We start from the raw sequence: 3,187 nt of genomic DNA on the forward strand, positions 1-3,187 counted from the left end.
GGCCTGCCGCTGGCGCTCGCCATCATCGGCGGCGAGCCGGCGCGCTTCGCGCCGCTGTTCGAGGTCTATCGCCAGGCCGCCAGACGGGCCGGCAACGATCCGGCAAGCCTCGCCACCAGCCTCAACGTGCACGGCTTCATCGCCGAGACCACCGAGAAGGCTGCGGACGATTTCTACACGCCGCAGGCCGAGGTGATGAACCGCATCGGCCGCGAGCGCGGCTGGGGGCCGACCTCGCGGGCGCATTTCGACCAGTCGCGCGGCCCGAACGGCGCCTTGTTCGTCGGCAATCCCGAACAGGTGGCGGAGAAGATCGTCGCCCAGCACAGGATCTTCGACAATGACCGCTTCCTGCTGCAGATGGCGATCGGCACCACGCCGCACGCCAAGGTCATGAAGGCGATCGAGCTCTACGGCACCAGGGTGGCGCCCATCGTGCGCAAGGAAACGGCGAAGGCAGCACCAGCCGAACCCGTCGCCTGACGGCCGGCCGGACGCGTTCCAGCGCCGAAGCCGCGGCTTCATCTTCGCCGTCGGCGCATTTCCTGTCCGGCCGAAGTCATTGCCGGCTAACGGAACTTTGCCGTCGGAAGCACGTTTTCGCGAGAAGCCGCATCATCATTTGCGGCGTGCCCGAGGGAAACGATGAAGGCCGAACCGACCGCTTCGGGCACCGGCGCCACCGGGACGCCTGATCCGCGCGAAGACATACGCGCGGATACGCATTTGATACGGTCGCTGCTCATCGGCATCTTCATCCTGATGGCGGTCTATGCGCTCTACTTCGGCCGCGCCTTCTTCATGCCGGTGATCCTAGCCTTCCTGCTGGCGCTGACGCTGACGCCGATCGTGCGCTTCCTGCGCCAGCACGGCGTGCCCGACGCGCTGTCGGCGACGCTCCTGGTGCTGCTGTCGCTGATCTTCGTCGCCGGCGCCGGCTATCTGCTCAGCGGCCCGGTCATCGAGCTCATCAACAACGCGTCCACGATCGGCATGCAGCTCACCGAGCGCCTGGCCCAACTCAGGCAGCCGTTCGAGAAGATCATGCAGATCTCGCACCAGCTGGAAGGCCTGACCCAGACGTCACAGGAGCCCGACGTGCAGAAGGTCGCGGTGGCGCAGTCCGGCATGTTGTCTTCCGCCGCCGGCAACATCCTGTCGGCGGGCACCGGCATCACCATCGTCTTCGTGCTGTCGCTGTTCCTGCTCGCCTCCGGCACGATGTTCTACGAGAAGATCATCCAGTCCTTCGCCAGCCTCAGCGAGAAGAAGCGGGCGCTGCGCGTCGTCTACGACGTCGAGCGCGAGATTTCGCATTACCTGCTCACGGTCACCATCATCAATGCAGGCCTCGGCACGGTGATTGGCCTTGGCCTGTGGGGGCTCGGAATGCCCAACCCAATGGTCTGGGGCGCGGCCGCCGCCTTGCTCAATTTCCTGCCCTATGTCGGCGCGTTGATGACGATCATACTTGTCACCGTCATCGCGCTTATCAGCTTCGACTCGATCTCCTTTGCGCTGCTGGCGCCGGCCTTCGTGCTGCTGTGCGACATCGTCGAGGGCCAGTTCGTGACGCCGCTGGTGGTCGGCAGGCGGCTGGAGATCAACGCGGTGGCGATCTTCATCGCCATTGCCTTCTGGTCGTGGCTGTGGGGTTTTGTCGGCGCGCTGATGGCGGTGCCGCTGCTGGTCGTCGTCAAGGTCTTTTGCGACCATTTCGAAGGGCTGAGCCATGTCGGCAATTTCCTGGCGGCACAGCACAGCCTCGTCGTCGAAGAGGATACGGCCGAGCAGAACGGCAAGGTCCGCACCTGATTCGGCCCGCCAATTGTTGCCGCGCCTGTTTGTCGGACCCGGAGCGAGTGCCTATATCGAGCCGGTCAAAGCCGGACCTCCTTCATGACCGACGCCTCCTTCGACCTCGATGCCTATTTCGCCCGCATCTTCTATCGCGGCCCGACCGAGGCCTCGCTGGCGACGCTGAAGGCGCTGCACCGGCAGCATCCGCAAGCGATCGCGTTCGAGAATCTCGATCCGTTCCTCGGCCATCCGCCCAAGCTCGACCTCGCCTCGCTGCAGGACAAGATCTTCACGCGTGGCCGCGGAGGCTATTGCTACGAGCACAATCTGCTCTTCATGCATGCGCTGACGGCGCTCGGCTTCGAGGTAAGCGGCCTCGCCGCGCGGGTGCTGTGGGGCCAGCCGGACGACGCCATCACCGCGCGCAGCCACATGCTGCTCAGGGTGGAATTCGACGGCAATACCTATCTCGCCGATGTCGGTTTCGGCGGATTGACGCTGACGGCGCCGCTGCTGCTCGAAGCCGGACCTGAGCAGCAGACACCGCATGAACCCTTCCGCCTCGTCGAGACGGAGGATCATTTCCGCCTGCAGGCGCAGATCGGCGGCGACTGGCGCAGCATCTATCGCTTCGACACGCAGCCGGCCTACGCGGTCGACTATGCGGTCAGCAACCACTTCCTGTCGACGCATCCGAGCTCGCATTTCCTGTCCTCGGTGATCGCGGCGCGCGCCCTGCCCGACCGGCGCTATGCGCTGCGCAACAACCGGCTGTCGACGCATCATCTCGGCGGCCGCACCGAGCAGCGGGAGATCGCGACAGCGGCGGAGCTCGCCGGTGTGCTGGAAGACCAGCTCGGCATCGTCATCCCCGACCGGCCCGCCTTCGCGGCCAAGGTGCGGGAAAAGAACATCGTGGAGCGCTGAGAAATGACAGCCCTGTCCGTCCTCGACCTGTCGCCGATCGCCGAAGGCAGCGATGCCTCGCGCTCGCTGGCGAACTCGCTCGACCTCGCCCGCCATGCCGAGCGCCTCGGCTACCGGCGTTACTGGCTGGCCGAGCATCATAACATGCCGGGCATCGCCAGTGCCGCGACTTCGGTGGTCATCGCCCATGTCGCCGGCGGCACCAGGACGATCCGCGTCGGCGCCGGCGGCATCATGCTGCCCAACCATGCGCCGCTGGTCATCGCCGAACAGTTCGGCACGCTGGCGGCGCTATTTCCCGGCCGCATCGACCTCGGGCTCGGCCGCGCGCCCGGCACCGACATGGCGACGGCGCGGGCGCTGCGCCGCAATATGGAAGCCAGCGATAATTTCCCGCAGGATGTCGTCGAGCTGATGGGATATTTCCAGCCGGCCGAGGAAGGCCAGCGCATCCGCGCCG

4 protein-coding genes are annotated in these 3,187 nt (G+C 65.9%); all 4 read left to right on the top strand.

The annotated features are described in order from the left end of the window. On the top strand, positions 1–483 hold a 483-nt coding region (locus EN738_RS32805; protein WP_127287185.1), incomplete at its 5' end, for an LLM class flavin-dependent oxidoreductase. 162 nt (positions 484–645) lie between these two features. After that, positions 646–1,815 (top strand): AI-2E family transporter, encoded by a 1,170-nt coding sequence (locus EN738_RS32810; RefSeq protein ID WP_127287186.1) that lies wholly within the window; start codon positions 646–648, stop codon positions 1,813–1,815. An 84-nt stretch (positions 1,816–1,899) separates the two neighbouring features. Further along, complete coding sequence (locus EN738_RS32815) at positions 1,900–2,727, top strand: arylamine N-acetyltransferase (RefSeq protein WP_127287187.1); 828 nt, start codon at positions 1,900–1,902, stop codon at positions 2,725–2,727. Between the two features lie 3 nt (positions 2,728–2,730). Continuing rightward, the coding region (locus EN738_RS32820) for an MsnO8 family LLM class oxidoreductase (protein WP_127287188.1) at positions 2,731–3,187 on the top strand (457 nt) is incomplete at its 3' end.

This window comes from Mesorhizobium sp. M4B.F.Ca.ET.017.02.2.1, from assembly GCF_003998955.1.
GTDB lineage: Bacteria > Pseudomonadota > Alphaproteobacteria > Rhizobiales > Rhizobiaceae > Mesorhizobium > Mesorhizobium abyssinicae.

Excerpts from the sequence above, each read along its gene's own strand:
- EN738_RS32815 (WP_127287187.1), top strand. The coding sequence starts at position 1,900 with ATGACCGACGCCTCCTTCGACCTCGATGCCTATTTCGCCCGCATCTTC.
- EN738_RS32810 (WP_127287186.1), top strand. The coding sequence starts at position 646 with ATGAAGGCCGAACCGACCGCTTCGGGCACCGGCGCCACCGGGACGCCT.